Below are 25,852 nucleotides of genomic sequence, written 5' to 3'. Positions count from 1 at the left end.
CGGCGACCATCGGTGCCGGGCATGACCGCAGTGTGAACATTCTCGATCGGACCGCCCTCGTCGCCCATGCCCGCGAAAGTATCGCCCGGGGTTCCAAATCCTTCGCATTGGCATCGAAGCTGTTCGACCGGCAAACGCGTGAGCGTGCTTGGCTTCTCTATGCATGGTGCCGCAAGTGCGACGACATCGCCGACGGGCAGGATCATGGTGGCGTAATGAGAGGGGTGGCCGATGGGCAGGCGCGTCTTGCCAATATGAGGGCACTGACCGATGCTGCCTTGCGTGGTGAGCCCACGGGCGATCCCGCCTTCGACGGCTTTGGCGTGGTGAGGCGCGAATGCGCCATCCCGGCCCGCTATGCGCATGACCTGATCGAAGGTTTCGCGCTTGATGCTGAAGATTGGCGACCTCAGAGCGAAGCGGACATTCTGCGCTATTGCTATCACGTCGCCGGAGCCGTCGGCTGCATGATGGCGGTGCTGATGGGGGTGGACCCGGCGGATGAGGCTACGCTGGATCGCGCGTGCGATCTCGGCTTGGCGTTTCAGCTCGCCAACATTGCTCGCGACATCGGTGAGGATCAGGCGGCGGGACGCTGTTACCTGCCCCAACAATGGCTGGCGGAGATGCACATTCCTTCGGGCAGGCATATGGAGTCAGGCTTCCGTCCGCAGCTAGTGATATTGGCGCGGCGTCTCGCCGGGCTGGCTGCGGATTATGAGGCGAGCGCGCGGCATGGCACCGGCGCCTTGCCGAGCCGCTCCGCCTGGGCGGTTCTGGCCGCCGCGGGCATTTATGGCGATATCGCTCGGGAAGTGGATCGGCGGGGCGGTCATGCCTGGGACGATCGCGTGGTGACGCCGAAGAGCGAAAAACTGGGCTGGGTGTTCCGGGCGGCGTTGCAGACCGTGGCCCGATCTCGCCGCTGGCCTTTATCGACGCCCCGACCGGCACATCTTTGGACCCGACCAAAGACCTGATATCAAAAAAAGGACCGATACTTTCGTACCGGTCCCGAGGCGTGTTCGCAGGAGGAACATCGTGTGGCGGGCGGGCCGTTCTTTCCGGCCCGCCCTGCCGAAGTCTCAGTAGTTGTAGGCGCGCTCGCCGTGGCTCGCGAGATCCAGACCTTCCATCTCCGCATCGCGGCTCGGCCGCAGACCCATGGTCTTGTCGATGATGAAGTAGAGGATCGCGCTGCCGATGCCCGAGAAGAGCAGGGTGAACACCACCGCCTTGATCTGGATCCAGACCTGGCCCGGGATGCTGTAGGCTTCCGGGTGGAAGGCCGCCGGGAAGACGGTGTAGTCGAACACGCCCTGGCCGCCGAGCGAAGGAGCCGCGACGATGCCGGTCGCGATCGCGCCGACGATGCCGCCGATGCAGTGCACGCCGAACACGTCCAGGCTGTCGTCATAGCCGACCTTGCCCTTCACGAAAGCCACGAAGATGTAGCAGATCGGGGAGACGGCGAAGCCGAGCACGATGGAGGTCATGGGAGCCGCGAAGCCCGCAGCCGGGGTGATGGCGACGAGGCCAGCGACAGCGCCCGTGACTGCGCCGAGCAGCGAAGCCTTGCCGTGGTGGACCTGTTCGACCAGCGACCAGCTGACCGCTGCCGCACAGGTGGCGACCATGGTGTTGATGAAGGCGACGCCGGTGACGGCATTGGCTTCCAGGTTGGAACCGGCGTTGAAGCCGAACCAGCCGACCCACAGCAGGCTCGCGCCGATCATGGTCATGGTCAGCGAGTGCGGCGGCATGGGTTCCTTGGGGAAGCCGACGCGCTTGCCGATCATGATGGCGCCGACAAGGCCCGCGATACCCGCGTTGATGTGCACCACGGTGCCGCCCGCGAAGTCGAGCGCGCCCCAGCCCCAGAGCATGCCATAGTCGGTCGGAGCGTCAGCCAGGAAGTCCGGGCCAGCCCAATACCAGACCATGTGCGCCATCGGGAAGTAGATGAAGGTCAGCCACAGCACGACGAACACGATCAGCGAGGAGAATTTCACGCGCTCCGCGAACGCACCGACGATCAGCGCCGGGGTGATCATGGCGAAGGTCATCTGGAAGACGACGAACACGAATTCGGGCAGATAGACGTTGTTGCTGAACGTCGCGGCCGAGGTTGTGCCATCGACGCCCATCAGGAACGCCTTGGAAAGACCGCCGAAGAAATGATTGTCGCCACCCGAGGTGAAGGCAATTGAATAGCCCCAGCAGGTCCAGACCAGGCCCGCCACGGAAACGATCGTGAACACCTGCATCAGGATGCTCAGCATGTTCTTGGTGCGGACCAGGCCGCCATAGAACAGGGCAAGGCCCGGAATCGACATCATCAGCACCAGCGCGGCCGAGATCAGCATCCAGGCGACGTCGCCCTTGTTGACCATGCTGGCCATTGCAGCGGCGTCTGGCGCCTTTATCGGCGCGGCGAGCGCCGGTGCGGCTGCGAGAAGGGTCAGCGCAGCCGCCCCCATCACGCCGCAGAATTTCTTGGAAAAGGTCATTATTCCCCCCTTCTTACAGCGCGGTTTCGCCGGTCTCGCCGGTGCGGATGCGCACGGCCTGACCGACATCAAGAACGAAGATCTTGCCATCGCCGATCGCGCCGGAATTGGCAGCCGCCTGGACCGCTTCGACTACGCGCGGTGCAAGATCGTCATCGCAGACGACCTCAATCTTGATTTTCGGAACCATGTTCGTCGAATATTCGGCGCCCCGGTAGATTTCGGTTTGCCCCTTTTGGCGGCCGAAGCCCTTCACCTCGGACACCGTCATGCCGGCGATGCCTAGCGAGGAGAGTGCCTCGCGGACATCGTCAAGCTTGAACGGCTTGATGATAGCCATGACAAGTTTCATGTCGCCCCCTGTTAATGGTGTGCGGCGACATTCCAGCAAGAGGCGTGCCAATTGATCAGCGCCGTTCAAAAGCGGGCTTTTTAAATTGGCCTTATGCGCTGTCCGCCAAAAAATTGGGCAGTCTGCCTAGGCTGCCCAAAAATTGGGCAGCGTTTCCCTACCAGTTGGCCGTTATACGGACGGCGTCTTTTTCCTCCGGCAAAGTCGGCCGCCCGACCGCAGCGTTTCGATGCGGGAATCGGCCGAAACGGGCGATCACGTCATGATGCTGCCGGGCATATTCCAAGGACCGCGCATCGCCTGCTGCCTCGAACAGGCTCAGCGACAGCTTCTGATCTTCGATATCCTCGCTATGCTGGAACGGCATGTAGAAAAACCTGCGGCCCGCGCCGCCAATCTGGATGTCATAGCCATGGGCAATTGCGCCGCGCGCGACGGTTCGAGCGAGTTCGTCAGTTTTAAAAGCCTCGGCGGTGCCGCGAAACATATTACGCGGCAATTGATCGAATAACAGGACTGCCGCCAATGCGTCGTCAGCCCGATCAAGGAATGTTTCGGCCAGTAAAGTCCCTTTTTCTTCCCACAACTGACAAAAGCGCGCCGCGCACTGTTGGTCCAGCCTTGGGTCATGCTTCCACCAGCCCTCTTCCCCAACCTGATTGAACCAGAAGTCCAGCAGGGCAGCCGCCCAATCGGCGGTCACGGCGTCATGGCTATCCGTAAGCATGTTCATACAAGGAAAAAGAAGCAGTGGGCCGCAGGTTCCGCAGCCCACGGCGCCAGGATATCAGGTCGCCGTGCCGCCGACCGTTAGCCCTTCGATCAGCAGGGTCGGCTGCCCAACGCCCGCTGGAATGCTCTGTCCACCCTTACCGCACATGCCGACGCCTTCATCCAGAGCCCAGTCATTACCGATGCCGATCACCTTGGTGAGGGCCGTCGGTCCATCGCCTATCAGCGTCGCACCCTTGATTGGGTCGCCCAGCTTTCCATTCTCGACCTTGTAGGCCTCGGTGCAGGAAAAGACGAATTTGCCTGAGACGATGTCGACCTGGCCTCCGCCAAAACTCTTGGCGAAAATGCCGGAACCCATGCGGGACAGCAATTCCTCCGGGTCATCATGACCGCCTTTGATAAACGTGTTGGTCATGCGGGGCATCGGCGCATGGGCATAGCTTTCGCGACGCCCGTTGCCCGTGGGCTCAACGCCCATAAGCCGGGCGTTGAGGCGATCCTGCATATAGCCTTTAAGGATGCCATTCTCGATAAGGACATTCTCCTTGGTAGGCGTGCCTTCGTCATCGATCGAGAGCGATCCACGGCGGCTGAGGATCGATCCGTCATCCACCACTGTGACCCCAGGTGCTGCGACACGCTCGCCGATCCGTCCTGAAAAAGCGCTGGTGCCCTTGCGGTTGAAATCACCCTCAAGGCCATGGCCGATCGCCTCATGCACCAGTACGCCGGGCCAGCCAGGACCGAGCAGAACCGTCATTTCGCCCGCAGGCGCAGCGACGGATCGCATGTTCACTCTCGCCTGAGCCAGTGCCTCGTCGATGGCCCGGTTCCATATCGCGGCATCCATCACCTGATCGTAAAGATAGCGCCCACCAATACCGAAACTGCCGGTTTCACGGCGGCCGTTTTCTTCAAGGATCAGCGAGACGTTCAGACGCACCAGCGGCCGGACGTCAGTAGCGGTAAAGCCATCGGCCCGGACGATTTCCACGACCGACCAGCTCCCGGCCAGACTGACCGAAACCTGCGCTACGCGAGGATCACGAGCTCGCGCCGCCGCATCGATGGCAGCGCATAGCGTCACCTTCTCGGCGAACGGGACGATGTCCAGAGGATTCGCGTCTGTATAGAGATGGCGGTTGGTCCGCTGCGGCGGCGGAGCGGGTTGGCCCTTGGCCGGGTCCAACAAGGTCAGCGTTTCGGCCGCCCGGCGGATCGCTGCTTCGCTGATATCATTGGCATGGGCAAAGCCCGTCATCTCGCCCGACACGCCGCGCAGGCCAAAGCCCGCATCGGTCGAATAGTCGGCGGTCTTCAGCCTTCCATCGTCGAACCCGAAACTCTCGCTGGCCCGATATTGCAGATAAAGTTCGCCATCATCACAATTGGCGAGCGCCTGCGCCGTCAGCCGCTGCGCGCCATCGGGATCAAGCAAGCCCGGCCGGTAGAGAAGGCCGCGCGCATCGGTGAACTGGGAAGCGATGTCAGTCATGCCGCCCGATATAGGAGCGACACAGCCCAAGCCCAATCAAATTCGAAGGGCGCCTCTTTAGATGCTCGCGCCGGACGAGATGTCAGGCAGGCCCGCAACTTCCGGTGTATCCGCAGGACCGCCAATCAGGACGAAGCGCCTGTCGCAATAACCGCAATCGACATAGCCATGTTCATCAATCTCCAGGAACACGCGCGGGTGACCCAGAGCGGCGGGAATGTCGCCTGACCCGTCGCATGAGACGCGGGCTTTGGTGACTCGAAGAATTTCAGGCGGCTGTATCATGATGGCGTCGATTAGCAGCGGCTCCATCGCACCGCAATATCCGGCACGGCTTTCTCGCAGCATAAGGGGTGGTGGGCGATGACGGGCTCGAACCGCCGACATTCTCGGTGTAAACGAGACGCTCTACCAACTGAGCTAATCGCCCGATACCGCATCCATGCCAGTGCAGCCGGAGCGCGCCTATCTAGGCCAATCAGCGCGCGGGTCAAGCGTTGATGATCAACGAGTCACGCACAAAGAAAACGGCGGCTGGCCATGAACCAGCGTGTCAGGGCTTGGGCCGTCTCTTCCGCAAGGGCGATGAACACACGGCGGCCATCATGCGGATCGGCCTGCCGATGCACGATGCCCTTGTCTGTCAGCGTCCGAATCCAGCGCAGCGCCGTGGTGGGCGGCACTGCCGACGCAATGCACAGGCTGGAAACGGACACGCGCTCCTGCTCCAGACGCGCGGCCAGCAGATCGAGCAGCATGTCCCATGCGGGATCGGCAAACAGTTCGCCGGGCAGGAAATCCTCGCGCAGCCGCCGCGCGCGCAGCATGTCCCGCACCTGCGCGGCACCCAGCGCCGCTTCGTCAGCAGCGGTTGGCTGATTACCTATCGTCTCCACAGTCGGCATGCCGATATAATCGCTTGCCCTATCCGAAATGCGGGGACCCAATGCGAAGGACGGGGTCGCGTGGCGCGGTCGCGATGTCAGCGCCTCGAGAGTCCGCGCAAGGCGGCTGACCTCTTCGCTCAGCTGTTGCAGGCGGACGCCCTCGCTTTCCTGATTGACCTCATGAACCGTGCGCTGCGGCGTCGTTCCCCCGGCAGTCAGCAAGGCGGCGGCGAGGTCGGTGTGATCCGGCGTGCAAAGCAGTTGCGTTCGGTCGCTCCGCATGCAGGCGAAGGCAAGGTCGATCGTGTCGAGACCGGCAACCAGGATGACGGACATGTCATTCTGAACCGCCAGCGTCTCCACCTGCACCAGCAATCGCTCGAGCACTGCGGAGGGGTTTGTGCAGAAGAGCAGGATGACGTCGCACCCCACCTGCATGTCGAGGCGTAGCATCGCTTGATCCAGCGGCACGATATCGAGGAGCCGGAACTGGGCGGCCTCTGCAAGTCCTGCGATATCGTCGAGAAAGACGTCGTCAGCCAGAATGAGGAGTCCCGCGCGAGGGTCTCTCATCCCATAGATTTCCTTGCTGCTGGATCCAAATTCAGTCCGGGGGCGATCCATTTCCACCTGTTACTCCTGTCCCTGCTTTGTTCCGAACCTATCGCAATATCGCGGCGGCGCGCCTGCTCTTTCCTCCGGATCGGACATGCCAGCTTCCCTTCATTGAGCGATAATACCGCTGCCTGCCTGATTTCATGAGCCTCGGCCCTCGTCGTCGCCAAAATGGTTGGGCTTTTCGCCGAAATGGCGGGAGGCGATGGAGGAGAGGCGACACATCCAAAATGGATGTTGTTATCCCCACTTGTTGCTTCAGACCGCCGTCCGGCGTGCGAAATCGATGTAGAGCTGGCGTAGCCGGGTGGCGACCGGGCCGGGAGTGCCATCGCCGATCTTGGTCCCGTCGATACGCACGACCGCCTGGCAGAGCGTCGATGCACTGGTGATGAAGGCTTCGCGGGCTTCCTTCGCTTCCGCCACGGAAAAGGGGCGATGGACAACATTGAGGCCGCTTTCTTCGGCCAGAGCGGTCAACGCGGCGCCGGTGCATCCGGCAAGCACAGCTTGTGAATAAGGGCGGGTGATGATGCCTTCGTCCATAACCAGAAAGGCGGTGGAAGAGGCGCCTTCGGTGATGAAGCCGTCCTCCACCATCCAGGCTTCCTGTGCGCCCGCTTCGGCCGCAATCTGTTTTGCCATCGCTTGAGCCAGTAGGCCGACACTCTTGATGTCGCGCCGCGCCCACCGCAGGTCGGGTGTCGTGACAACCGCAATGCCGTTCTGCACAGCGGGAGAAGCGAGAAAGCGCTTGGCCTGCGTGAACATGACAAGCGTTGGCCGCAAAGCCGACGATGGCAGGAAGTCGCGCCCTGCATCAGCGCCCCGCGTCAGTTGCAGATAGATCAAGCCCTCATCAAGGTCATTGCGCGCCGCCAGTTCCTTCTGCACCGCTTCAATCTCGGCAAGGGAGAGGGGAAGGCTAAGCCCTATCGCGGTCGCCGAACGTTCAAGCCGCACCAAGTGCGAAGCGCTGTCGATCAGCCTCCCGTCCATGACGGCCGTCACCTCATAAACAGCCTCGGCGAACAGAAACCCGCGATCCAGCACCGAAACGCGCGCTTCGGCGAGCGGGAAGAACTGGCCATTGAGATAGGCGATGGACATGAAGCTCTAAAATCCTCCGGCATGAACATCCGAGATGTTGCCGGGGCAGGATCGTCGGTCAAGCAATGATCAGCGGCTCAGCGTCTTTACCCGCTCTCCTATCTCTCGCAAATCTTCGACAAAGCGGGCTCGCTCGGTCGCCTTTCGCGCTTCATCGGGAACGCGCAACAGGAAACTGGGGTGCACGGTCACCCAAGCCTCGGTGCCATTCTCAAGCGGAATCGGCCCGCCTCGCGTGCGGCTGATCGTCACGGCCTTGCCCAATATGGCACGCGCGGCAGTTGCGCCCAGAGCGACGACGACGCGCGGGCGAATGAGGTCCAATTCCTGATCCAGCCACCAGCGGCAGGCAGCGATCTCGGGCGTGTCAGGTGTCTGGTGGATGCGCCTTTTGCCCCGCCGCTCATGCTTGAAATGCTTGACGGCGTTCGTGACATAGACGCTCGCGCGATCGATCCGGGCCTCCTCTAACGCTTGGTCGAGCAACTGGCCCGCCGGGCCTACGAAGGGGCGCCCGACAATGTCTTCCTGATCGCCCGGCTGTTCCCCCACGAAAACGAGGGGGGCATCGATGGGGCCTTCGCCGAACACAGTCTGGGTGGCGTCGCGATAAAGGGGGCAGCGAGTGCAGCCTATCGCCTCCTCTCGCAATCTGGTCCAGGCAGCAGGCGCGTTGCTGGCGCGGGCAGGGATTTTGGGAGGAGTGGCGATCATGGCCGCTTCCCGTGCCTGTGCCCCGGCAACAAGGTCGGGGATGAGCGCCGCCTCCGGCAGGTTGCGCCAGTATTTCTTGGGCATCTCGGACAGCATGGCCCGCTGCTTGAGCCGGGCGGGGTTGAATGTCGCAGCATAATAGCTTTTCCAGATTTCCTCGACCGGGTCGCCGCCCGGCGTATCTGCCTTTGAAGCGCCGGGACTTTCTTCCAACCTTTCGCCATCCCAATGGATGCTGAGTTCGGGCGTCAGGATCGACCAGTGCATTGAGGCGAAACGCCGCACGAAAAACCCTGCATTCGCGCGGACGATATGATGATCAGGCTCGAACCAGGCGACGAATCGGGCTCCGTCATCATCCTGCATTTCGCGGAATCTGACAAAGGCGCGCATCTTATGCATGTCGCGCCGAACCGCTTTTGCCAGCATCTCGACACGGCGGACCAGGGGATCGGCTTTATCGTCCAGGCGTGCGGGGATTTGCCGCACTTTGATCAAAAGGGCGTAGAGCAAGGCGAAGCGCTCTCCATCCCGATGCAGTATTGCGCTTTCGGCCAATTCCAGAAAGGCGCGCGGCACTGAAAACGCTCCACCGCCATTTTCCGAAGGCGGCGGATCGAAGGCCAACAGCGACCCGGCTTCTCCTTCGACCTGCCAATCAATATCCTGAGCAGGTACACCCTCGAGAGCGAAGCGACGGGCGGCATCGCGCCACCCGTCGAAATCATCCGGCCTGCTCAGCAGCACCTGATACATGAGAGATCAATCCGACGATTCCGCTCGCTCCAGTTCGGCGGGCTTGCGCCGGGCAAAGGTGGCGGCGAGCTTCAGTTCCTCCTCGTCCGTCAACTCCGCTGCCGCATCGGGAAACATTTCCTCTTCCTCCTCCTCGATATGGTGGAGATAGCGCTTCTTCAGATTAGCGAAGGTTTCCCGCCATCCGGGGCCGTTAAAGGGCCGCTCCTGCAACTCCTCCAAATAATCGTCGATTTCCTTATGCTCGGCTACGCTATGCTGTGCATCTTCGCGCAGGTCTGGACGGGCGAGCATCGTTGCATATAACGTTTCTTCCTCCGCGGCCGCATGTGCGGTGACTTCCACACGGAACTGCTCGAACAGCTTCTTCAGCCGATCATTATCGTCCTTCGCGTCCGCCATTTTCTCAAACAGTTGGCGATGGGCGTCGTGATCTTGCTTCAGTTTGTCGAAAATCGTGGCATTGGCCATGATGTGCTCCTCTTGATTTAGAGGGCACAACGAAAGGCGAGGAGCTTTGGGTCCGCTGGTTCAGCCGAACAGGAAATGGAAGATGATGGCAACCGGTATCCACAGCAGGCTGCTGGCGATGCTCGTCAGCCACACCTGCGCGACATCCCTGCGAAAGCGGAGGTCCAGGCCTGACATCGACAGGCCGCTTTCATCCAGTAATTCCCACCGGCGTTCCATGTCCCTCGCCACCATTGCAAAGCCGCCGATTGCGATGATCAGGGCGAGGTGCAGCACCAGCGAGCCGCCCATCCTGGCGACGATGCCAATTTGAAGAAGGCAGAAAACAACAAGCGCAATCGCCAGATGGCTGCTCATGCGCTTGGCATACCGCCCGCCATGAGATCGTGCCGAATCCTTGTTGAATGCCGTTGCCACCAGCGCCTTCCCCTCGATTTTTATTAAATCGCAAGAAATCACGAAGCGCGGCACTTATCAACAGGGAAAACCTACCATCAGTCGAAAAGCTCCAGTTGCGAAGGGGGAGGGGTGAGCTGCCGTTGAAGGTCGGCCTTGTCCGTCAGGTGGACCGGGCGCCAATCGCTGGCGACCAAAAAGGGCCGCAGCTTGGTAATCGAATTTGTCACCCGCGCAACATCGTCCAGCCGAAGGCGCCGGACCCTGCGGCTCGCCAATATGCGATCGACGGCCTTCACCCCCAGGCCTGGGACTCGCAGCAACATCTCCCGCGGGGCGCGGTTCACGTCTACCGGGAATATGGCCCGGTGCCGCAAGGCCCAGGCCAGCTTGGGATCAATGTCGAGGGGCAAATGCCCCGTTGCGGGGTCGGTCGCTTGCTCAAGATCAGCCACTGAAAAGCCATAAAAGCGCATCATCCAGTCCGACTGATACAGGCGGTGTTCGCGCAGCAGTGGAGGGCGCTTTAACGGAAGGACGCTACTGGGCGAGGGAATGGGCGAAAAGGCGCTGTAATAGACCCGTCGCAGAGCATGGCGGTCATATAGAGACCGCGCCCGCCGGATGATTGCACGGTCATCAGCACCATCGGCGCCTATGATCATCTGCGTAGATTGTCCCGCAGGGGCGAATCGCGGCGCGTGGCGGTAGCGCTTTCTGGCATCGCGCGTGTATTCGATAGCTGTGCGCAGTCCGCTCATCGCGCCTTCGATCCGTGCTCCATCCTTTTCGGGCGCCAGTCGCCGAAGCCCCTGCTCGGTCGGCATCTCGACATTGATCGACAGTCGGTCAGCGAAAAGACCCGCCTGATGCGTCAGTTCCGGATCGGCATCAGGAATTGTCTTGAGATGAATATAACCGCGAAAATCATGCTCTTCCCGCAGAGCTCGCGCAACGCCCACCAGCTGCTCCATCGTATAGTCAGGCGATCGTATGATGCCGGAGGACAGGAAAAGTCCCTCGATATAATTGCGCCGGTAAAAACTAAGGGTCAGTTCGACCACTTCGCCAACCGTGAAGCGCGCCCGGCGAACGTCGCTCGACCGGCGATTGATGCAATAATGGCAATCAAAGATGCAGCTGTTTGTCAGCAAAATCTTGAGCAGCGATATGCATCGCCCGTCAGGTGCGTAGGCATGGCAGATGCCCATGCCTTCGGTCGAACCCAAACCGCCCTTCTGCCCTGACAAACTATCGCGCTTCTTCGTCCCCGATGATGCGCATGAAGCATCATATTTCGCCGCGTCGGCGAGGATTTTCAGCTTCTGCGGAATCGAAAGGGCGGTCATGAGTTCATGGTATGTTCTTTTTCATCGCCTGTCCTTGATCCAGATTGCGAAACGCGTTCAGTTGGACATCAGTTTTTCCATCCTGGATCGATCCGATCGATCAACCGAACCATTGCCTCAAAATCAGGAACGCCCGGCCCGACCGGCAACTGCACGCCGCTGATATCGCGTTGATGTACGGCAATCACTTCGTCCGGAATGTCGATCGGGGTGCCTGCCGAACCCGTCGCTACCTGTATCTCGCAGGCGCGTTGAAGCATCCAATGCATGAGGAAGGCTTTGGGGAGGGTGTCTGCCATGACCAGGGTGCCGTGGTTGCGCAATATCATCAACCGCCGGTCACCAAGATTGGCGACCAGCCTCTCGCCTTCTTCAGGGCGCAGAGTGATGCCTTCAAAATCGTGATAGGCGATGCGCCCGGCAAAGGCGGCGGCATAGAAATTGGTCGGACGCAGCCCCTCCTTTGTCGCGCTGACCGCCATGGCGGCGGTGGTGTGCGTATGAATGACGCAGTGGGCGTCGGGTAGGTGGCGGTGGAAGACGCTGTGCTGGGTAAAACCGGCACGGTTGACCGGGTAAGGACTGCCGTCCAATATATGTCCGTCAATGTCGATCTTGACGAGGTTGGACGCCGTCACCTCGGAATAAAGCAAGCCGAACGGGTTGATCAGGAACGCGCTGTCGTCATCGGGCACGCGCAGGGTGATATGATTGTAGATAAGTTCTGACCATCCCATGTGGTCAAATATGCGGTAGCATGCAGCAAGTTGCTGGCGCGCTTTCCATTCTTCGATGGGCATGTCATCAGCGGAAATGGCGGTTGCCATGGCGGTCCTCCTTTGCCCTGTCGCCGTAACTATCCTCCCCGGCGGCGCTGCTGTCGAGCGAAACGGCTTTGGGGTTGAATTTGGCCGACTCTGCTGGTAGGGCGCGCCCCACACGGCGCAGGCTGCCCTGCGACGACTCATCGCTATTACTTTCGGTAGGCCCGTCGGGAAGGGTTAGTTTCCTGACGAACCGCCCGTTTTCGACTGGAGTTTGACTGGATTATGCAAATCATCGTTCGCGACAACAATGTCGACCAGGCCTTGCGCGCGCTCAAGAAGAAGCTGCAGCGTGAGGGCGTGTATCGCGAGATGAAGCTGCGCCGTCACTATGAAAAGCCCTCCGAAAAGCGCGCCCGTGAAAAGGCCGCCGCGGTTCGCCGCGCGCGCAAGCTGGAGCGCAAGCGCGCTGAGCGTGACGGCGTTCGTTAAGACGCTCGTTTCCTAAGGGGCGGCGGTATCTCCGCCTCTTTCTGCTGATCATCCGCATCTGCGAGGCTTAGGTCCATGTCCACGACCGCTGTTCCCCTTCGTCCCATCGCCAAGGGGTCGCTGACGCGTCTCTGGATCGGTGTTGCCGCCGTGGCGATCGCCGCGGGTGGCTTGGCTTGGGCCGGGCAGCGCGGGGTCGAGCCTTCGCCTGCCAGCTACCTTGCCCGGAATGCTGGGGAAGAAGGTGTGGTCACGACCGAATCGGGCCTCCAGTACAAGGTTCTGGAAGAGGGCACTGGTCCCAGCCCCACCGCAGCGGACGTAGCGCTGGTGGGATATAAGGGCACTTTGCTCGACGGCACTGTCTTCGACGAAAATGCCCAGACCGCGATGCCGGTCGATGGCGTTGTGCCGGGCTTTTCCGAAGGTCTGCAGAAGATGAAGAAGGGCGGCAAGTACCGTCTGTGGATTCCGCCGCAGCTTGGCTATGGCGAGCAGGCGGCTGGACCTATCCCCGCCAATTCCGTGCTGGTCTTCGATGTTCAACTGCACGATTTCAAATCGAAGGCAGACATCATGCGGATGCAGCAGATGATGCAGCAGGGCGCGGCTCCTTCGCCGCTTCCCGGCCGCTGATCGCATCGCCGAATGTAGAGAATAGAAGGGTCCGGTTTTCGGACCATTTTTCTATTCGGTGACGACGATCCCCTTTGGTTCTGGGCCATCGTTTATCGCCTTGGATCGTTCCTCCAGATATACTTTGATCATCGCCACGATCGGGTCGGCCAGGAACAGGCCCATTATTCCGAACAGTGCGCCGAACAATATCTGCGCAGCCAGGACCAGCGCGGGGGCAAGGTCGGTTGCCCGCTTCGCCACCATGGGAACGATCAGGTAACCATCGACGATCTGCACTACGAGATATACGAAAAAGGTATAGATTCCGGAATCTACCCCCGCCGAAAATCCGACGAGCACGATCAATACGCCCGATATGATCGACCCGATGTTCGGCAGAAAAGCAAACAGCCCGGTCAGGATACCCAGCAGGCCAGCCATTGGGACACCCCCTGCGAGCAGCAGCAGCCAAGTCCCAACGCCCTCGACCGCCATGCCGATCAGTCGGCCGAACATCAAACGCCGCAGTGTCCAACCCATCCTGTCGACGACATTGTAGAAGCTTAAACGGCTGCTCATGGGCAGCATCCATGCGACGCCCCGCTCGTAGAGACGCGGCTCCACCGCAATGAAAATCGCCAGCACCAGCATCATTACGCCGCTGGTCACGGCGCCCATGAGGGTGCCGACCGCCGCAGTGACCCGACCGATTGAATTGAAAGCCTGCGTCGCCAGGCTCTTGAAATCATTGGGTGTCGTCGTCACGCCCATTTGCTGCATCCAGCCACCGATGCGGGTGACCTGAGTCTCCACGATCGTGCGCATGGCCTGCGCTTGCGCGGCCAAACTCGCGCCTGTCAGGTAAAATGTATAAGCCAGGAACAGCAGGGCGGAGAGGAGCACGATCGTAAGGCGCCAGCCTCGGCCGATCGGCAACACTCGGCCGAGTAGCCGCGTGCCGCCGTCCATCATACTGGTCAGGACCAGCGCTCCAAGGATGAGCATGATCGGTTGCGCGACCAAGGCCAGCAGTGCGACGGCGACCGCCATAGCGATCCACACGCCCGCGCGTTTTATCTCATGCTGAACGAGCGGGCTTCGCAGTTCACTTGGACCCGGTTGCTCAATGTGGACATGTTTCCCGCTCAATCAGCAGCCCCTTGCAGATGTATTATTTCGGGGGTGGAACGCTCTCCGGGCGTAAGCTGTTCCCCGCCCGGCCACTACGCAGCGCGTGAATCCAGGTCACGGGGTTCCAGCTGGAATTGCCATCGAGCGAAAAAGTAATGAACTCCGCCCGTCCGCCAATCGCTTCCCAAGGGACAGGCCCCCCAAGGCCGTTCTCCTCAAGCGGGGCGCGGCTGTCGGCGCTATTGTCCCTGTTGTCACCCATCAGGAAGACATGGTCGCGGGGAACGCGCACGGGACCATACCAATCCAGCGCGCTCGGCCCCATGTCGATCGTCAGATAGCTTTTGCCATTGGGCAGAATCTCCTGCCTTACAGGCAACTGACAATATTCCCGCCCGTCTGCCCCCGTGATGCGGGCGCCGGGGAACTGGGTGGGGGAACAGGGAGCGTTGCCATCGACCGGGATCAGGACCGGCTTGATTGCCTTTTGGGGAACAGCGGTGCCGTTCAGGATGACCTGTCCGCCCCGGACCTCGATGATGTCGCCCGGCAGGCCGATCACCCGCTTGATATAGTCCTCCCGCCGGTTATGCGGCGATACGATGACGATGTCGCCACGCTCAGGCAGGCGGCCGAAAATGCGGCCCTTCAGAAAGGGCAGGGGGTGGAAACTCGGCGAAACATAGGACCAGCCATAAGGGAATTTGCTGACCACCAGCCGGTCGCCCTTAAGCAACACCGGCATCATGGATTCGCTCGGGATGTAGAAGGGTTTGGCGACGAAGCTGTGAAAGGCCAGGACCGCCAGAATCAGAAGCGCGATGCTCTTCACCTCATGCCACCAGTCGATCGCACTCTTGTCCGTTCGGGCGGGTGATGCCGCCGCCGGTTCTTCTGTCAAAAGTGGGTCGTTCTCGCTCATGTCGGTTGCCGTCATGGATGGCTTCTCGGATGCTGGTGGTGCCGTGGTCACTGGGGCAGGGCCTCAATGATGACGAATGCCTGCGCCCATGGATGATCATCGGTTAGCGTGACGTGAATGACCGCCTTGTGTCCATCGGGCAGCATAGTTTGAAGCTGTGCGAGCGCGCCGCCGGTCAGCTCCAGCGTCGGTGCGCCGCCTGGGTGATTCACGACACCGATGTCCTTCATGAAAACGCCACGATTAAAGCCCGTCCCTACTGCTTTGGAAAAGGCTTCCTTGGCGGCGAAGCGCTTGGCGAGCGTCCCGGCCTTGGTGAACGGGCGGCGGTTTGCCTTGGCGCGCTCGACTTCGGTAAAAACGCGCTGCTCGAACCGTTCGCCAAAGCGATCGAGCGAATTCTGGATCCGCTCAATGTTGCATAGGTCGGAGCCAAGGCCGATGATCAACGCGCCAGGTCCATCTGCCGCCGCATTTCGCGGATGCTGCTTTCCAACCCGCTAAAAATGGCCTCGCCAATCAGGAAGTGGCCGATGTTGAGTTCGGCCACCTGCGGAATTGCTGCCACCGGGCCTACATTGTCGAAAGTGAGGCCATGACCAGCATGGGGTTCGATGCCGTTTTTGGCCGCCAGCGCCGCAGCATCAGAGATGCGCCGCAGCTCTTCAGCGCGCGCTGTACCGGAAATATGCGCATAGCGCCCGGTGTGAAACTCCACCACTGGCGCGCCTAGGCGCATCGCTGCCTCGATTTGCGCCGGATCGGGTTCGATGAAAAGGCTGACGCGAATCCCCGCATCCCCTAGCGCGCCGACGATCGGTCGCAGCGTCTCGATCTGCCCGGCGGCATCCAGACCGCCCTCGGTCGTCCGCTCCTCGCGTTTTTCAGGCACGACGCATGCCGCATGCGGCCGGTGCTTCAGCGCAATGTTCAGCATCTCCCGCGTTGCGGCCATTTCAAGGTTCAGCGGAACCGTAAGAGCCGCCATCAGCGTGGCGATGTCCTCGTCCCGGATGTGCCGCCGATCCTCGCGCAGGTGCGCGGTGATGCCATCGGCCCCCGCCTTCACGGCCAGCAAGGCCGCCTTGACGGGATCAGGATGTTCTCCCCCCCGCGCATTCCGGATGGTGGCAACATGGTCGATGTTGACACCCAGGCGCAGGTGGGCGGGAGTTTGCTGCATGATGCCTATTGTTTCCGGCTTCCAGGTTTGATCGCGGGGATGGCCGCTAGTTCCGGCGGTACATCATCTGCTTCATATACAGGGAAATTAATGCTGACGAGCGGGTAGAAGGGGACGCCCAGATCCACTTCGCCTGCGGATCGATCGACCAGCGCTACCTCGGCGACAACGATGCCGCCTTCGGCCTCCACCGCTTCGATCGCCTGGCGCGACGACAGCCCGGTCGTGACGACGTCTTCGACCATCAGCACTTTTTGGCCAGGCGTTATGGCGAAGCCGCGCCGCAGCTCGAATTTTCCCTCAGGCCGTTCCAGGAAGACAGCATCCTTGTCGAGCGCGCGCCCAACTTCATGGCCGATGATAAGGCCACCCATGGCGGGCGAGACGACAAGGTCGATTTCCTGTCGCAGTTCGCGGGGCAGCTTCTGCACGACTGCGCGCGCGAGCCCGCCTGCGCGTTCGGCGTTCATCAATACCCGCGCGCATTGCAGGTAATTGGCGCTACGGCGGCCCGAGGACAGAATGAAATGTCCCTCCAGCAGCGCTCCTGCGGCCCTGAATTCTGCCAGTACTTCCTCGTCGGTCATCCGATTCTTCGATCCATCAGCATATGCCCAGGCCTATTTCGGGGCCATCCGGCACATCAACTTTCAACATGGGTAACGCCCATGAACGCGCCCCTGCGCGCGAGGTGCGAGATAGGCGGACGACCGGAGCGTTGCAACAGCGAAGAAAATCTGCTCCTGCCCGCTTGAGGCAGGAAAAAAGCATGCCTATAAGCCGCGGCAGACCGACCGGGCGGAGGGGGATGCGCATGCGCGCGCCTTCGTTGCAGCGGCGCCAAGGGGTTACGGGGTAAGAAGACGCTTATGAAAATGGTGAAATCGCTCGTTCTCGCCGGGTTGCTGGCCTTTGCGCCAGCTGCGGTGTTGAACAGTCAGGCGCTGGCGCAGGACAATGCCGCCGTCGCAGCCGCCGCTGCGGGCAATGCCGCCGCACCGGCCGACTCGGGCGCCAATGCGGCCGCTCCGGCTGCCGAGGCTGCGCCTGCGGCCAAGGTTGCCGCGCCGGCCCGTATGAAGCCGACCGAAGGCATCGGCATGCCGCGCCCCGGCGAAATCACCCTGCAGGAACAGTTCACCCCCACGGGTCATACCGCTCGCTGGTTGCACGATGTGCTGCTTCTGCCGCTCATCACGATCATTTCGGTCTTCGTGGCCCTCCTGATGCTTTATGTGATGATCCGCTTTCGTCGCAGCGCCAACCCGGTGCCGTCGAAGACGTCGCACAATACGCTGATCGAAGTGATCTGGACCGTGGTTCCCGTGGTGATCCTCCTTGTGATCGCAGTGCCCTCGATCGGCCTGCTGGCGGACCAGTATAAGCCCGCGCCCAAGGATGCGCTGACCGTGAAGGTCACCGGCTATCAGTGGTATTGGGGTTATGAATATCCCGACAACGGCATTCCTGAATATGTCTCGAACATGCTTCCCAGGGAAAAGGCCGAGGCGAATGGCGAGCCTTATCTGCTCGCGCCTGACAACCGCATGATTCTTCCTGCTGGCCGCCCGATCAAGCTGATCATCACCGGTGCTGACGTGATCCACGCCTTTGCGGTCCCGTCGCTCTGGGTGAAGATGGATGCTGTTCCTGGCCGCCTCAATGAGAAGACCTTCACCATTGAGAAGCCGGGCGTCTATTACGGGCAGTGTTCCGAACTGTGCGGCGCGCGTCACGGGTTCATGCCGATCGCGATCGAGGCGCTGCCTCCTGCCCAGTTTGACCAGTGGGTTCTCTCGCAGGGCGGCAAGCTCCAGGGCGCTGACGCCGCAGCTACGGCTGCCGCTCCCGCAGCGCCTGCCGCCGCTCCCGCCGAAAAGCTTTGATGTAAGGGCATAACGCCATGACCACGATTACTGCAGATCATCACGGCGATCATGCTCATGATCATCATGACGCCGATCACAAGCCAGCCTTCTTCCAGCGCTGGTTCATGTCGACGAACCACAAGGACATCGGCACTCTCTATCTGATCTTCGCGATCCTCGCCGGTGTGATCGGCGGCGCGATTTCGGGTCTGATGCGTGCTGAGCTAGCGCAGCCTGGTATTCAGTATCTCCACACTTGGGCGCAGATGACGGATGGTCCTTCGGCCACGATGGACCAAGCCTATCACCTCTGGAACGTGCTGATTACCGCGCACGGTCTGATCATGGTCTTTTTCATGGTCATGCCCGCCATCATCGGTGGCTTTGGTAACTGGTTCGTGCCGATCATGATCGGTGCGCCGGACATGGCCTTCCCGCGCATGAACAATATCAGCTTCTGGCTGCTGATCCCCGCTTTTTCTCTGCTGCTCGGTTCGACATTCGTTCCTGGCGGTACGGGTAATGGCGCGGGCACGGGCTGGACGGTCTATGCTCCGCTCTCGACCAGCGGTTCTGCGGGGCCAGCAGTGGACATGGCTATCCTGTCGCTCCATATCGCGGGCGCCAGTTCAATTCTGGGCGCTGTCAACTTCATCACCACCATTTTGAATATGCGCGCGCCGGGCATGACACTGCACAAGATGCCGTTGTTCGTCTGGTCGGTACTGGTCACCGCGTTCCTGCTGCTGCTTGCGCTGCCGGTTCTTGCGGCCGCTATCACCATGCTGCTGACCGATCGTAACTTCGGCACCACTTTCTACGATGCCGCCGGGGGTGGCGATCCGGAACTCTATCAGCATCTTTTCTGGTTCTTCGGGCACCCCGAAGTGTACATCATGATCCTGCCTGGTTTTGGTATCGTCAGCCAGATCATCTCTACCTTCAGCCGTAAGCCAGTATTTGGCTATCTCGGCATGGCATATGCCATGGTCGCGATTGGCGTCGTCGGGTTCGTCGTCTGGGCGCACCATATGTTCACCACTGGCATGTCGGTGAACGTGAAGATGTACTTCACGGCTGCGACGATGGTCATTGCCGTTCCCACCGGCATCAAGATCTTCTCGTGGATCGCGACGATTTGGGGCGGTTCCATCAGCTACAAAACGCCGATGGTCTGGGCGCTGGGCTTCATCTTCCTGTTCACCGTGGGCGGCGTTACCGGCGTGGTCCTGGCAAATGGCGGCGTCGATGACGTGCTGCACGACACCTATTATGTTGTTGCCCACTTCCACTATGTGTTGTCGCTGGGCGCCGTTTTCGGTCTCTTCGCGGGCTTCTACTATTGGTTCCCGAAGATGTCGGGCCGCATGTACAGCGAATTCCTCGGTCACCTGCACTTCTGGGTGTTCTTCGTGGGCGTGAACCTGCTGTTCTTCCCGATGCACTTCCTGGGCCTCTCGGGCATGCCCCGCCGCTACCCCGATTATCCGGAAGCCTTTGCCTACTGGAACAGCGTGGCCAGCCATGGCTATGAGATCATGGCCGTGGGCGTGTTGATCTTCTTCGTGAACGTCTTCTGGTCGCTCGCTTTTGGCAAGAAAGCGGAAGGCAATCCGTGGGGCGAAGGCGCGACGACGCTGGAATGGACGCTGCCCAGCCCACCGCCGTTCCACCAGTTCGAAACATTGCCGGTCATCGACTGACGATCGGCGAAGAGAATGCATCCAGCAGGATGCCGGGCCGCGGACCCGCAGTTAGCAGCCCCGGCGCCTGTGATGGTGCCGGGCTGCCGCATGAGGAGCATATGGCAAGTTCGCCGTTCATGACTGGGAGCGCCGCTTCCACAATTCCCGCGCACTGGCGCGACTTTGTCGCGTTGACCAAGCCGCGCGTGATGACATTGGTCGTTTTCACGGGTCTTTGCGGGCTGCTCGCGGCGCCCGGTCAAATCCATCCCGTACTCGCCTTCACCGCCATCCTGTGCATAGCGCTGGGCGCTGGCGCAGCCGCGGCGCTCAACCAATGGTATGAGGCCGACATTGACGCAAAGATGAAGCGGACCGCCAACCGTCCACTGCCCGCTGGCCGGATGGACCGACAGTCGGCTCTTCATTTCGGCGTCGGACTCTCCTTCTTCTCGGTCCTGCTGATGGGCGTGGCGACGAACTGGCTCGCCTCTGTCATCCTGGCGGTGTCAATTCTTTTCTATGTTTTCATTTACACTATCTGGCTCAAGCCCCGGACAACACAGAACATCGTCATTGGCGGTGCTGCGGGGGCTTTTCCTCCTGTTATCGGCTGGGCTGCAGTCACAGGTGACGTCGGCGCTCTCCCGGTGGCGCTTTTCCTGCTCACTTTCTTCTGGACGCCGCCGCATTTCTGGGCCCTCGCGCTGTTCGTAAAGACTGACTATGCGGCGGCAAACATCCCGATGCTGCCCGTCGTATCAGGTGAAGTTGCTACGCGCCGTCAGATATGGTTCTACACCGCGATCATGGCCGCCGCGGCGATGGCTCCTGTTCTGCTTCGCCTTACGGGTCTGATCTACGGCCTCACCGCCTTGTTCGGTACGGGCCTGTTCGTGATCTTCGCCTTTCAGGTCTACCGGCGCCGTGAAATGGATTCCAGTCGCATGGGTCCTGAACGTCGACTGTTCAAATATTCGATCTTCTATCTTTTCCTTCTGTTCGGAGCGGTTGTCATCGATCGTTGGTTGCTGGCATGACGCCCGAGGAGGAAAAGCAGGTACGCAGTCGGCAGAAGTCGCGCGCCATTGTCACTGGGCTGCTGCTCGGGGCGCTCGTCATTCTCTTTTACGCGATCACGATCGTGAAGATTGGCGCTGGACAATAATGGCCAGCCTGCCGCCGTCGCCATTTGATCGGGATCGCCGGAACCGCCGCACCCTCATCACTATGACGGGGGTAGGATTGGCCATGCTTGGGCTGGGTTTCGCATCGGTCCCGCTCTACCGGATATTCTGCCAGCAGACGGGATTTGGCGGCACGACGCAGCGCGCTGCTGCTGATGTCAAGTTGCAGCCAGCGGTCGGCCATACAATGTCGATCCGGTTCGATTCCAATGTTCAACCTGGCATGCCCTGGCAATTCTATCCCGAACACCGGACGGATACGGTGACCGTTGGCGCGCGCGACATGGCGATCTTCATTGCGAAGAACATGTCGGACAAGCCGGTTACGGGCACGGCCAGCTTCAACGTGACGCCGATCCAGTCTGGCGCCTACTTCACCAAGATCCAGTGTTTCTGCTTCACCCAGCAGACATTGCAGCCGGGCGAGCAGGTTCGCATGCCGGTGATTTATTATGTTGATCCCAAAATACTGAATGATCCCGACAATAGGGACACGCAGCAAATTACGCTGAGCTACACCTTCTATCCTGTTGAGCAGGACAAGAAGCCGAGCTAAGGCAATCCACGATAACGCGAACGCGAACAGGGAAGAGTACGTCATGGCAGGCGCCAAGCAGCACGATTATCATATTCTACCGCCCAGCATCTGGCCGCTATTCGGGTCCATGTCGGCGCTGGTAATGGCGCTCGGCGCGATCATGTGGATGCACCCTGATGCCATGCCTGCCGGTGGTGGCTGGGTATTCCTGATCGGCGTCGCGGGTGTGCTGTTCACCATGTATAGCTGGTGGGCGAATGTGATTGCAGAAGCACATGCCGGTGATCATACGCCGGTGGTTCAGCTTCACCTGCGCTACGGCATGATCCTGTTCATCGCTTCGGAAGTCATGTTCTTCGTTGGCTGGTTCTGGGCGTTCTTCGACTTCTCGCTTTTCCCGAGCCAGCTTGCTCCGATCGAAGGGTTGTTCCCGTCCAAGGGTATCGAGGTGATGAACGCGTTTGAGCTGCCGCTGCTCAACACGTTGATCCTGCTCTGCTCGGGCACGACCGTCACCTGGGCGCACCACGCGCTCATTCATGGAGATCGTGAGAGTCTGAAAACCGGCCTGTGGTTGACGGTGATCCTCGGCCTGCTCTTCTCTTCGATCCAGGCCTATGAATATATGCACGCGCCGTTCCCGTTCGGCGGCAGCCCCTACAGCTCGGCCTTCTACATGGCGACGGGCTTCCATGGCTTCCACGTTCTGATCGGTACGATCTTCCTGATCGTCAATCTGGTGCGCGTCTATAAGGGGCACTTCACTCCCCGTCAGCATTTCGGCTTTGAGGCCGCTGCCTGGTACTGGCACTTTGTCGACGTCGTCTGGCTGTTCCTGTTCGTCGCCATCTATGTATGGGGCGGCTGGGGCGCTCCGATGCACGGCGGCTAAGGACTGAGTCTTATCCATCAAGAAAACGGCCGGTGATAACCGGCCGTTTTCTTTTAGACGGAAGAAAAGTATGCCTACCGTCATGCTTCTTTCCACATCTGCGCTTCTCCAGCCGTCCTGCTTCTCTCCGCCCGGCGTCCGGCTGCCGAATATGAGCGCCGCGCCTGCCTTCCGGCAACTCGGCCCGTCCGCCTTGACCGGGGCGACCATATCGTCGGCGGTCAATCTATGACCGCGCGGCGCGTCCCTCTTTTTGCCAGCATTATCGTGGCAGGCGCCGTGCTGGTCATGATCGCCCTTGGCATTTGGCAATTGCAACGTCGCGGCGAGAAGGAGGCGATGCTGGCCCTCGCGTCGGCCAATCCAGCCAAGCCGACTGTCAGCTTCCCGCAAATGCCACCTGTTCCGCCCGTGCTGCTGTTCCGTCGCTCTTCCATTCATTGCCTGAATGTCGTTGGCTGGCAGACGGAAGCGGGAAGGGCCGCCGATGGGGGGGTCGGCTACCGCTATATCGCGCAATGCGCCACGGGGGCGGAAGGGCCTGGTGCGCTCGTTGCTTTGGGCGTCGCCAAGCAGCCGGACCTGAAGCCAAATTGGAAAGGCGGCCAGGTCACCGGCTGGATATCCGAAGAGCCTGATCACCGGACGTTGTTGTCGCGGTTTACGGCCAATGTCCTTCCGCTGCGGCCGATGCTGATCGCGGAACGCGCGCCGGAAGGGTTGAAACCGGTCGCCCCGCCGAGCGTCAACGACGTTCCGAACAATCACCTCGCTTATGCCATCCAGTGGTTCTTCTTCGCTGCGGTGGCCGTGGTTATCTACGTTCTTGCGCTTCGCAAGCGGATGCCTCCACCAGCTGATCCGTCGTAAAGGCTTGCTCCAACGCTCCAGCCTCGTTACCGCGCTTCCCCATCATGCAATATGTGAGCACCAGGGGAAGCGCGCCTGCGCTGGGTTTCGAGGATGTGACGTTGGCCGGGCTGGCGTCCGACGGCGGCCTCTATGTTCCGGAAAGCTGGCCGCGCTTTTCGGAGGCAGACATACGCGCGCTCGCCGGGCTTTCCTATGTGGAAACCGCCGTCCGCGTCATGGCGCCCTATGTCGCGGGTTCGCTCAGCGAAGATGAACTGCGCGAGCTATGCACTGCCGCCTATGGCCGGTTCAGCCACAACGCGGTGACGCCGCTGGTTCAACTGGACCACCAGCATTGGCTGCTCGAACTTTTCCATGGCCCGACCCTGGCGTTCAAGGATGTCGCTCTGCAATTGCTGGGACAGTTGTTCGAGCGGTTTCTGTCACGCCGGGACGATCATCTGACGATCGTCGGTGCGACTTCGGGCGATACGGGTTCAGCGGCGATCGACGCCGTTGCAGGGCGCGAGAAGATCGACATCTTCATGCTGCACCCCGAAGGCCGCGTGTCCGACGTACAACGGCGCCAGATGACCACGGTGCGCGCGCCCAACGTCCATAATATCGCGATCGAAGGCAGCTTCGACGACGCGCAGGCGCTCGTGAAGGCGATGTTCAACGACCCTGCCTTCTCGACGAAGTTCAATCTGTCGGCGGTCAACAGCATCAACTGGGCGCGGTTGATGGCGCAGGTGGTCTATTATTTCTACGCCGCTGTAAGGCTCGGCGCGCCGGAGCGGCAGGTCGCCTTTTCAGTGCCGACCGGCAATTTCGGCGACGTCTTCGCTGGATATGTCGCAGCGCAAATGGGCCTTCCCGTTGCGAAGCTGATGGTCGCGACTAACGTCAACGACATTCTGCACCGCGCGCTGGCGGATGGTGACTATAGCCAGGGCCAGGTCGTTCAGACTTCCACCCCCAGCATGGATATCCAGATCAGTTCGAATTTCGAACGACTGCTGTTCGATGCAGGTGGCCGTGGCGGCCCGGCGCTGGCCGAGCAGATGAAGGGTTTCGAGACCAGCCGGGCGATGCGGCTCACCAATGCGCAGCGCGCTGGCGCGGCGAAGCTGTTCGCTTCGGCGCGCGTCGATGGCGACGCAATGAACATGGCGATTCGTTGGGCCTTTGACGGGGCAGGTCAGGTCATTGACCCCCATACCGCCGTGGGCCTTGCCGCCGCGCGCGAGATGGAGGTCGAGGCAGGCGTTCCGATCGTCACGCTGGCGACGGCGCATCCCGCCAAGTTCCGCGAGGCCGTGGAGCGCGCCACCGGGCTTCGTCCGCCTCTGCCTGCCCGCATGGGTGACCTGTTCGCCCGTGAGGAAGCCTATGCCAAGCTGCCCGCGACCTTTGAGGCGATCACCGCCTATGTCGCGGAGCGCGCTACGCCGCGAGCATGAAGCTCGACACGCTCATTGGTGAGCCGTGGACCGACTATGGCCTGCTCGATTCGGGTCATGGCCGCAAGCTGGAACGCTATGGCCGTTATCGCTTTATCCGGCCCGAGCCACAGGCGATGTGGGCGCCTGCGAGTGCCGACTGGCAGGCCGATGGCGAATTCGTGCCGGGATCGGACGAAGAGGGCGGCGGGCGCTGGTTTTATGATCGCCCGGTGCCTGCTGAAGGTTGGCCGCTTAGCTGGAACGATGTGACGTTTCAGGCGAGTTGCACGCCTTTCCGGCATCTCGGCTTCTTCCCCGACATGGCGCCGGTGTGGAACTGGATGCGCGAGCAGACGGCCGGGCTGGAGCAGCCGCAGATCATGAACCTGTTCGGCTATACCGGCGTCGGCACATTGGCGATGTCGGCGGCTGGCGCGCAGATGGTGCATGTCGATGCGTCGAAGAAGTCGGTGGCGCAGGCGCGGGCCAATGCCGCCGCATCGGGGATGGAAGACCGCCCCGTGCGCTGGATCGTTGACGATGCCGCGAAGTTCGTCGCTCGCGAGGTTCGGCGAGAGCGGCGCTATGACGGCATATTGCTCGACCCGCCTAAATATGGCCGTGGGCCGGACGGTGAAATCTGGAGACTGGAAGAGGATCTGCCTCGGCTGATCGCGGATTGCCGCCGTCTGCTGGATGCCGACAGCCGGTTCCTGTTCCTGACCGTATACGCCGTGCGCATGTCCGCGCTGGCGATTGGGGAATTGCTGACGCAGGCCTTTGCCGACCTTCCGGGCACGGTCGAAGCGGGCGAATTGGCCGTGCGCGAGGAAGCAAGAGGGCTGGAACTGCCGACGGCCATATGGGCGCGGTGGCGGCGCTAGC

The 25,852-nt window shown here is 61.0% G+C and carries 29 protein-coding genes and 1 tRNA gene; 12 read left to right on the top strand and 18 right to left on the bottom strand.

The window, feature by feature from the left end; translation table 11 throughout:
• Positions 1 to 80 precede the first annotated feature (80 nt).
• The gene (locus ACZ5YV_RS10285; protein WP_464789203.1) at positions 81 to 980 is read left to right on the top strand and encodes a phytoene/squalene synthase family protein; all 900 of its coding nucleotides are present in this window, start codon (positions 81 to 83) and stop codon (positions 978 to 980) included.
• Positions 981 to 1,085: 105 nt separating this feature from the next.
• Here ACZ5YV_RS10285 and ACZ5YV_RS10280 read toward each other — a convergent pair whose 3' ends face one another.
• From ACZ5YV_RS10280 to ACZ5YV_RS10220, 13 genes are all read right to left on the bottom strand, one after another.
• A complete protein-coding gene (locus ACZ5YV_RS10280; RefSeq protein ID WP_464787527.1) occupies positions 1,086 to 2,510 on the bottom strand; it encodes an ammonium transporter in 1,425 nt (474 codons plus the stop codon).
• A 13-nt stretch (positions 2,511 to 2,523) separates the two neighbouring features.
• The gene (locus ACZ5YV_RS10275; protein ID WP_196224712.1) at positions 2,524 to 2,862 is read right to left on the bottom strand and encodes a P-II family nitrogen regulator; all 339 of its coding nucleotides are present in this window, start codon (positions 2,860 to 2,862) and stop codon (positions 2,524 to 2,526) included.
• A 157-nt stretch (positions 2,863 to 3,019) separates the two neighbouring features.
• Entirely contained in the window at positions 3,020 to 3,595 is a 576-nt protein-coding gene (locus ACZ5YV_RS10270; RefSeq protein ID WP_464787526.1) for a DUF924 family protein, read from the bottom strand.
• Between the two features lie 54 nt (positions 3,596 to 3,649).
• Positions 3,650 to 5,092 (bottom strand): metalloprotease TldD, encoded by a 1,443-nt coding sequence (gene tldD, locus ACZ5YV_RS10265; protein WP_464787525.1) that lies wholly within the window; start codon positions 5,090 to 5,092, stop codon positions 3,650 to 3,652.
• A 57-nt stretch (positions 5,093 to 5,149) separates the two neighbouring features.
• Complete coding sequence (locus tag ACZ5YV_RS10260; RefSeq protein WP_464789202.1) at positions 5,150 to 5,377, bottom strand: zinc-finger domain-containing protein; 228 nt, start codon at positions 5,375 to 5,377, stop codon at positions 5,150 to 5,152.
• Positions 5,378 to 5,446: 69 nt separating this feature from the next.
• Positions 5,447 to 5,522, bottom strand: a tRNA-Val gene (locus ACZ5YV_RS10255).
• Positions 5,523 to 5,604: 82 nt separating this feature from the next.
• Positions 5,605 to 6,552: a MarR family transcriptional regulator gene (locus ACZ5YV_RS10250; RefSeq protein ID WP_464787524.1), complete on the bottom strand. Its 948-nt coding sequence runs from the start codon at positions 6,550 to 6,552 to the stop codon at positions 5,605 to 5,607.
• A gap of 300 nt (positions 6,553 to 6,852) precedes the next feature.
• Complete coding sequence (locus ACZ5YV_RS10245) at positions 6,853 to 7,704, bottom strand: D-amino-acid transaminase (RefSeq protein WP_464787523.1); 852 nt, start codon at positions 7,702 to 7,704, stop codon at positions 6,853 to 6,855.
• 69 nt (positions 7,705 to 7,773) lie between these two features.
• A complete protein-coding gene (locus tag ACZ5YV_RS10240) occupies positions 7,774 to 9,174 on the bottom strand; it encodes a UdgX family uracil-DNA binding protein (protein WP_464787522.1) in 1,401 nt (466 codons plus the stop codon).
• A 6-nt stretch (positions 9,175 to 9,180) separates the two neighbouring features.
• Entirely contained in the window at positions 9,181 to 9,645 is a 465-nt protein-coding gene (locus ACZ5YV_RS10235; protein WP_464787521.1) for a hemerythrin domain-containing protein, read from the bottom strand.
• Between the two features lie 60 nt (positions 9,646 to 9,705).
• A complete protein-coding gene (locus tag ACZ5YV_RS10230) occupies positions 9,706 to 10,062 on the bottom strand; it encodes a hypothetical protein (protein WP_443020046.1) in 357 nt (118 codons plus the stop codon).
• Positions 10,063 to 10,139: 77 nt separating this feature from the next.
• A complete protein-coding gene (locus ACZ5YV_RS10225; RefSeq protein ID WP_464787520.1) occupies positions 10,140 to 11,390 on the bottom strand; it encodes a putative DNA modification/repair radical SAM protein in 1,251 nt (416 codons plus the stop codon).
• Positions 11,391 to 11,458: 68 nt separating this feature from the next.
• Positions 11,459 to 12,217 (bottom strand): class II aldolase/adducin family protein, encoded by a 759-nt coding sequence (locus ACZ5YV_RS10220; protein WP_464787519.1) that lies wholly within the window; start codon positions 12,215 to 12,217, stop codon positions 11,459 to 11,461.
• A gap of 222 nt (positions 12,218 to 12,439) precedes the next feature.
• Here ACZ5YV_RS10220 and rpsU point away from each other — a divergent pair, with 222 nt between their 5' ends.
• A complete protein-coding gene (rpsU, locus tag ACZ5YV_RS10215) occupies positions 12,440 to 12,646 on the top strand; it encodes a 30S ribosomal protein S21 (RefSeq protein ID WP_004208618.1) in 207 nt (68 codons plus the stop codon).
• Between the two features lie 75 nt (positions 12,647 to 12,721).
• The gene (locus ACZ5YV_RS10210; protein WP_464787518.1) at positions 12,722 to 13,282 is read left to right on the top strand and encodes an FKBP-type peptidyl-prolyl cis-trans isomerase; all 561 of its coding nucleotides are present in this window, start codon (positions 12,722 to 12,724) and stop codon (positions 13,280 to 13,282) included.
• Between the two features lie 51 nt (positions 13,283 to 13,333).
• Here the strand turns inward: ACZ5YV_RS10210 and ACZ5YV_RS10205 are convergent, their stop codons facing one another.
• Genes ACZ5YV_RS10205 through pyrE form a run of 5 tightly spaced genes read right to left on the bottom strand, consistent with a single transcriptional unit; the run spans position 13,334 to position 17,087 of the window.
• On the bottom strand, positions 13,334 to 14,413 hold the full coding sequence (locus ACZ5YV_RS10205) for an AI-2E family transporter (protein ID WP_464787517.1): 1,080 nt from the start codon (positions 14,411 to 14,413) through the stop codon (positions 13,334 to 13,336).
• A gap of 22 nt (positions 14,414 to 14,435) precedes the next feature.
• Positions 14,436 to 15,332: a signal peptidase I gene (lepB, locus tag ACZ5YV_RS10200; protein WP_464787516.1), complete on the bottom strand. Its 897-nt coding sequence runs from the start codon at positions 15,330 to 15,332 to the stop codon at positions 14,436 to 14,438.
• 32 nt (positions 15,333 to 15,364) lie between these two features.
• Positions 15,365 to 15,766 (bottom strand): holo-ACP synthase, encoded by a 402-nt coding sequence (acpS, locus tag ACZ5YV_RS10195; RefSeq protein WP_464787515.1) that lies wholly within the window; start codon positions 15,764 to 15,766, stop codon positions 15,365 to 15,367.
• Positions 15,763 to 16,500, bottom strand: coding sequence for a pyridoxine 5'-phosphate synthase (locus ACZ5YV_RS10190; protein ID WP_464787514.1), 738 nt, complete (start codon positions 16,498 to 16,500; stop codon positions 15,763 to 15,765). Before ACZ5YV_RS10190 ends, acpS begins: the two co-directional genes overlap by 4 nt.
• Before the next feature lie 5 nt (positions 16,501 to 16,505).
• Positions 16,506 to 17,087 (bottom strand): orotate phosphoribosyltransferase, encoded by a 582-nt coding sequence (gene pyrE / locus ACZ5YV_RS10185; RefSeq protein ID WP_464787513.1) that lies wholly within the window; start codon positions 17,085 to 17,087, stop codon positions 16,506 to 16,508.
• Between the two features lie 282 nt (positions 17,088 to 17,369).
• On the opposite strand from pyrE, the gene coxB reads away from it, so the two are divergent.
• The 9 genes from coxB (at position 17,370) to ACZ5YV_RS10140 (ending at position 25,851) form a co-directional block, all read left to right on the top strand.
• Positions 17,370 to 18,386, top strand: coding sequence for a cytochrome c oxidase subunit II (gene coxB / locus ACZ5YV_RS10180; protein ID WP_464787512.1), 1,017 nt, complete (start codon positions 17,370 to 17,372; stop codon positions 18,384 to 18,386).
• A 17-nt stretch (positions 18,387 to 18,403) separates the two neighbouring features.
• A complete protein-coding gene (ctaD, locus tag ACZ5YV_RS10175) occupies positions 18,404 to 20,071 on the top strand; it encodes a cytochrome c oxidase subunit I (protein ID WP_196224696.1) in 1,668 nt (555 codons plus the stop codon).
• A gap of 101 nt (positions 20,072 to 20,172) precedes the next feature.
• Positions 20,173 to 21,093, top strand: a complete 921-nt coding sequence (locus ACZ5YV_RS10170) for a heme o synthase (protein ID WP_464787511.1) — start codon at positions 20,173 to 20,175, stop codon at positions 21,091 to 21,093.
• A complete protein-coding gene (locus ACZ5YV_RS10165) occupies positions 21,090 to 21,221 on the top strand; it encodes a hypothetical protein (protein ID WP_268934763.1) in 132 nt (43 codons plus the stop codon). The genes ACZ5YV_RS10170 and ACZ5YV_RS10165 overlap by 4 nt, the downstream gene beginning before the upstream one ends.
• Positions 21,221 to 21,796 carry a cytochrome c oxidase assembly protein gene (locus tag ACZ5YV_RS10160; protein WP_464787510.1) on the top strand — a complete coding sequence of 192 codons (576 nt, stop codon included), beginning with the start codon at positions 21,221 to 21,223 and terminating at the stop codon, positions 21,794 to 21,796. The genes ACZ5YV_RS10165 and ACZ5YV_RS10160 overlap by 1 nt, the downstream gene beginning before the upstream one ends.
• A 43-nt stretch (positions 21,797 to 21,839) precedes the next feature.
• Positions 21,840 to 22,670, top strand: a complete 831-nt coding sequence (locus ACZ5YV_RS10155; protein WP_449474314.1) for a cytochrome c oxidase subunit 3 — start codon at positions 21,840 to 21,842, stop codon at positions 22,668 to 22,670.
• A 228-nt stretch (positions 22,671 to 22,898) separates the two neighbouring features.
• Complete coding sequence (locus ACZ5YV_RS10150) at positions 22,899 to 23,540, top strand: SURF1 family protein (RefSeq protein ID WP_464787509.1); 642 nt, start codon at positions 22,899 to 22,901, stop codon at positions 23,538 to 23,540.
• Between the two features lie 44 nt (positions 23,541 to 23,584).
• Positions 23,585 to 24,985, top strand: a complete 1,401-nt coding sequence (gene thrC / locus ACZ5YV_RS10145; protein WP_464787508.1) for a threonine synthase — start codon at positions 23,585 to 23,587, stop codon at positions 24,983 to 24,985.
• Positions 24,982 to 25,851 carry a class I SAM-dependent methyltransferase gene (locus ACZ5YV_RS10140; protein ID WP_464787507.1) on the top strand — a complete coding sequence of 290 codons (870 nt, stop codon included), beginning with the start codon at positions 24,982 to 24,984 and terminating at the stop codon, positions 25,849 to 25,851. The genes thrC and ACZ5YV_RS10140 overlap by 4 nt, the downstream gene beginning before the upstream one ends.
• Position 25,852: the final 1 nt, after the last annotated feature.

Source organism: Sphingobium sp. TomTYG46, from assembly GCF_055396345.1.
The sequence above is the reverse complement of the archived record's forward strand: the minus strand, read 5'-3'. Positions and strand labels throughout refer to the sequence as shown.

Bases quoted from the DNA above. Each gene is read 5' to 3' on its own strand.
- thrC (WP_464787508.1), top strand. From the start codon at position 23,585: ATGCAATATGTGAGCACCAGGGGAAGCGCGCCTGCGCTGGGTTTCGAG.
- pyrE (WP_464787513.1), bottom strand. From the start codon at position 17,087: ATGACCGACGAGGAAGTACTGGCAGAATTCAGGGCCGCAGGAGCGCTG.
- ACZ5YV_RS10210 (WP_464787518.1), top strand. From the start codon at position 12,722: ATGTCCACGACCGCTGTTCCCCTTCGTCCCATCGCCAAGGGGTCGCTG.
- ACZ5YV_RS10270 (WP_464787526.1), bottom strand. From the start codon at position 3,595: ATGAACATGCTTACGGATAGCCATGACGCCGTGACCGCCGATTGGGCG.
- ACZ5YV_RS10240 (WP_464787522.1), bottom strand. From the start codon at position 9,174: ATGTATCAGGTGCTGCTGAGCAGGCCGGATGATTTCGACGGGTGGCGC.
- ACZ5YV_RS10260 (WP_464789202.1), bottom strand. From the start codon at position 5,377: ATGATACAGCCGCCTGAAATTCTTCGAGTCACCAAAGCCCGCGTCTCA.
- ACZ5YV_RS10225 (WP_464787520.1), bottom strand. From the start codon at position 11,390: ATGACCGCCCTTTCGATTCCGCAGAAGCTGAAAATCCTCGCCGACGCG.
- ACZ5YV_RS10275 (WP_196224712.1), bottom strand. From the start codon at position 2,862: ATGAAACTTGTCATGGCTATCATCAAGCCGTTCAAGCTTGACGATGTC.
- ctaD (WP_196224696.1), top strand. From the start codon at position 18,404: ATGACCACGATTACTGCAGATCATCACGGCGATCATGCTCATGATCAT.
- rpsU (WP_004208618.1), top strand. From the start codon at position 12,440: ATGCAAATCATCGTTCGCGACAACAATGTCGACCAGGCCTTGCGCGCG.
- ACZ5YV_RS10250 (WP_464787524.1), bottom strand. From the start codon at position 6,552: ATGAGAGACCCTCGCGCGGGACTCCTCATTCTGGCTGACGACGTCTTT.
- lepB (WP_464787516.1), bottom strand. From the start codon at position 15,332: ATGACGGCAACCGACATGAGCGAGAACGACCCACTTTTGACAGAAGAA.
- ACZ5YV_RS10140 (WP_464787507.1), top strand. From the start codon at position 24,982: ATGAAGCTCGACACGCTCATTGGTGAGCCGTGGACCGACTATGGCCTG.
- ACZ5YV_RS10235 (WP_464787521.1), bottom strand. From the start codon at position 9,645: ATGGCCAATGCCACGATTTTCGACAAACTGAAGCAAGATCACGACGCC.
- ACZ5YV_RS10170 (WP_464787511.1), top strand. From the start codon at position 20,173: ATGGCAAGTTCGCCGTTCATGACTGGGAGCGCCGCTTCCACAATTCCC.
- ACZ5YV_RS10245 (WP_464787523.1), bottom strand. From the start codon at position 7,704: ATGTCCATCGCCTATCTCAATGGCCAGTTCTTCCCGCTCGCCGAAGCG.
- ACZ5YV_RS10190 (WP_464787514.1), bottom strand. From the start codon at position 16,500: ATGCAGCAAACTCCCGCCCACCTGCGCCTGGGTGTCAACATCGACCAT.
- tldD (WP_464787525.1), bottom strand. From the start codon at position 5,092: ATGACTGACATCGCTTCCCAGTTCACCGATGCGCGCGGCCTTCTCTAC.
- ACZ5YV_RS10155 (WP_449474314.1), top strand. From the start codon at position 21,840: ATGGCAGGCGCCAAGCAGCACGATTATCATATTCTACCGCCCAGCATC.
- ACZ5YV_RS10280 (WP_464787527.1), bottom strand. From the start codon at position 2,510: ATGACCTTTTCCAAGAAATTCTGCGGCGTGATGGGGGCGGCTGCGCTG.
- ACZ5YV_RS10160 (WP_464787510.1), top strand. From the start codon at position 21,221: ATGGCCAGCCTGCCGCCGTCGCCATTTGATCGGGATCGCCGGAACCGC.
- ACZ5YV_RS10150 (WP_464787509.1), top strand. From the start codon at position 22,899: ATGACCGCGCGGCGCGTCCCTCTTTTTGCCAGCATTATCGTGGCAGGC.
- ACZ5YV_RS10220 (WP_464787519.1), bottom strand. From the start codon at position 12,217: ATGGCAACCGCCATTTCCGCTGATGACATGCCCATCGAAGAATGGAAA.
- coxB (WP_464787512.1), top strand. From the start codon at position 17,370: ATGAAAATGGTGAAATCGCTCGTTCTCGCCGGGTTGCTGGCCTTTGCG.
- ACZ5YV_RS10165 (WP_268934763.1), top strand. From the start codon at position 21,090: ATGACGCCCGAGGAGGAAAAGCAGGTACGCAGTCGGCAGAAGTCGCGC.